Origin of the sequence: Sphingomonas pollutisoli (assembly GCF_029167165.1) — a bacterium.
GTDB lineage: Bacteria > Pseudomonadota > Alphaproteobacteria > Sphingomonadales > Sphingomonadaceae > Sphingomonas > Sphingomonas pollutisoli.
In genome coordinates this window covers 1-2586 of the sequence record NZ_JARFNJ010000047.1, presented here as the reverse complement: position 1 = coordinate 2586, position 2586 = coordinate 1, and the positions used below count along the sequence as shown (strand labels likewise).

Here is a 2586-nt window from a genome sequence, read left to right as displayed (position 1 = left end):
GTAGGGTAGGCCGGCAAGGTCTCAGAGAGAACATTGCTCGGCCCCCCTCCGAACCGGACGTGCACCTTTCAGCGCATCCGGCTCTCCACGACTGCGTGCTATCCGCCGTTGGCGGTCGGTTGGTTGACCGGCGTGGATGCTATTGTGGCAAGCGACGCACAGGACGACGCGCTTGCGCTGCCGTGCTGCCTGCATATGGCGAGACAGTCCGGCATATTGCATCTCCGCGACCCGGCGGACGTGATGGATTTCGCAGGGCAGGTCTTCCCGACCACAACGCTCACACTGGCGAGCATTGAGCCGTTCGACCAACTCTGTCCTGCTAAACACGAACTGGGCGGAGCGGGGATTATCGATCCCGCCCCACGTTCGTACATGTCGTCGCAGGTCCTTCAACTGCCACAGCTTGATCGCGCGGGGTTCATTTCCCACCTCGAAGCGGATGAAGAAGTCCATCCCACGCCGCAGTCTGGCGAAGACGCTGCGAGCCGATGTCCTATGCTTGGCGGCGATGGTTTTGACGCAGGAGAACAGGGCGAAGTAACCGCCTTTGTTCAGCTTGCGCTTCACGTCGTCAGCTAGGGCATAATAGTTCGCAAAGCCGCGCCATTCGGCATTGTAGGCAAGGACGATCTCCACGTCGCTTGCGAAGCGCAGCGCGGGCCGACCACGCGGGCGGAAGGCTTCATAGTCGCCCCAGCCCTTGTCGTTGACGAACCGGACAACCCGATCCCTCGGAACGCGAAGCCGCAGCCGGTCAGCCAAGCCGCGCCGCAAGGTCGGACGACCATCGAAGATCGCCTTGTGCGGATTACGGTTGGTGCTGGTGCAGACCTCGTATCCTAAGAACCGCGCCCCATCCGTGGCTTTTCGGATTCCGCTTTTCTCGGCGGACATTTCCAGCTTCAGGGTGTCGGTCAGGAAGACCCTGACCTCCTCCATCAACTGGCGTGCATCCGCTTTGCTGCCGGTCACACCGATGAGGAAGTCATCGGCATAGCGGCAGTATCGCAGTCTCCTATAGTTGGGATCGAGGGCGTCGCTGGCCGGAACGGTTGCCCGTTCTGCCTTGAGCCGACCAATCTCCTCCAACATGGAGGTGATCTTCGGGGAGTCCGCAAGCCCTTGGGCTCGCAGCGCATCCACGTTCCGACGCAGGTAAGAAGTGCGGTTGCGGATTCGACGATAATCATTCGTGAACCCGCGTTTGTCGCCCTTGGTGAAGCTGGCGATCCGGGCCTCAATGAACATATCAAGCTCATGGAGGTAGATATTCGCCAGCATCGGCGAGACGACACCGCCCTGAGGTGTGCCGCTGTAGGTCCGATGATAGACCCAGTCCTCGATATAGCCCGCCTTGAGCAAGCCTCGGATCAGGCGCACGAAGCGACGATCCGCGATCCGCTTTTCCAGCAGGCCAATCAGAACATCATGATCGATATTGTCGAAGAACCCAACAACATCGACGTCGATCAGCCACTTCACCCCCGTCCATTTGGCGCGGATGGATTCCAACGCCGTATGGCACGATCGCTCTTTCCTAAACCCATGCGAGTGCTGCGAGAACAGCGGTTCATAGATTTGCTCAAGGAGCGTTCGCACCACTTCCTGGACGAGCTTGTCCTCCGTGGTCGGCACGCCAAGCGGCCGTTTCTTGCCGTTGGCTTTCGGGATATACACCCGACGTACCGGCTTGGGCCGATAGCTTCCGTCCGCCAACCGGTCGATGATCGACCTGACCATCTCGGGCGAGAAGCCGTCGAGTGTCTTGCCGTCAACGCCCGGCGTCATCGCACCCTTGTTGGGCGCGATCTGCTGATAGGCATGCTCCCAAAGGAGCGGGCTTTTCATGAGGCGGAAGAGTCCATTGACCCGCCGACCCGACCTGATGATGGTCGGGAGTGATCTGACGGCCCTCTCGATGGTATTTGGCAGCATTAGCACACCTCCTCGTGAGGTTGTCTGATCGCAGTCGCTGCCGCCCTTCCCCCGAGCGTTGAGGCTTTTCGCACGGGTTGCCCCGCGCTTATGGCCGCGCTCGTTCCCCACCGAGGTGGAGACTGTCCCGGCCGTTACGCCGGGCATTCGAGTACTATGGCGGCTCCGTCGCCATGCAGGTCCGGCAAGCCGTCCTGTTTAGGCGATCCCGCAATTACGGAAATCGGAGTTCCGACGTGGTTAGGTGCCCCGTTCGTTCACTTGCCCCTCCCTACAGAGGGTGCGCCGGAGAAGCTGGCAGGCTCGCGGCATCACCGCTTGCTCGGGAGGAACTCAACGCCCTTTCCTCCATTTCTCCGATGTGCCGCGTCAACCATCCTGCGACACCGCTCACGTTGTTAGCCGCTGCAAACTGGGGTTCAGGCAGTATAGCTTTCACCATACACGTCTTGCCCTGATCCATGACGCCGCGAATGGTTCTGGCGCTTCCGGACCTTTTCTGAACATGCTACTTTTCCCCGTCCCTTTCGGGATTACAGCTATTGCTAGCCGAGGTTAGTCCAGTGGGCATGATCTATAGCCAGCAAGATCATCTACTCATGGTAGAGCTCCTTTATACTTCCGCCGTTACGGCGCACCGTTGAACAC

1 protein-coding gene is annotated in these 2586 nt (G+C 59.8%); it reads right to left on the bottom strand.

What is annotated here, in order from left to right; genetic code table 11:
- Window positions 1-21 precede the first annotated feature (21 nt).
- The gene (locus PX554_RS26475; protein ID WP_275505039.1) at window positions 22-1851 is read right to left on the bottom strand and encodes a reverse transcriptase domain-containing protein; all 1830 of its coding nucleotides are present in this window, start codon (window positions 1849-1851) and stop codon (window positions 22-24) included.
- Window positions 1852-2586: the final 735 nt, after the last annotated feature.

Excerpts from the sequence above, each read along its gene's own strand:
- PX554_RS26475 (WP_275505039.1), bottom strand. The coding sequence starts at position 1,851 with ATGAAAAGCCCGCTCCTTTGGGAGCATGCCTATCAGCAGATCGCGCCC.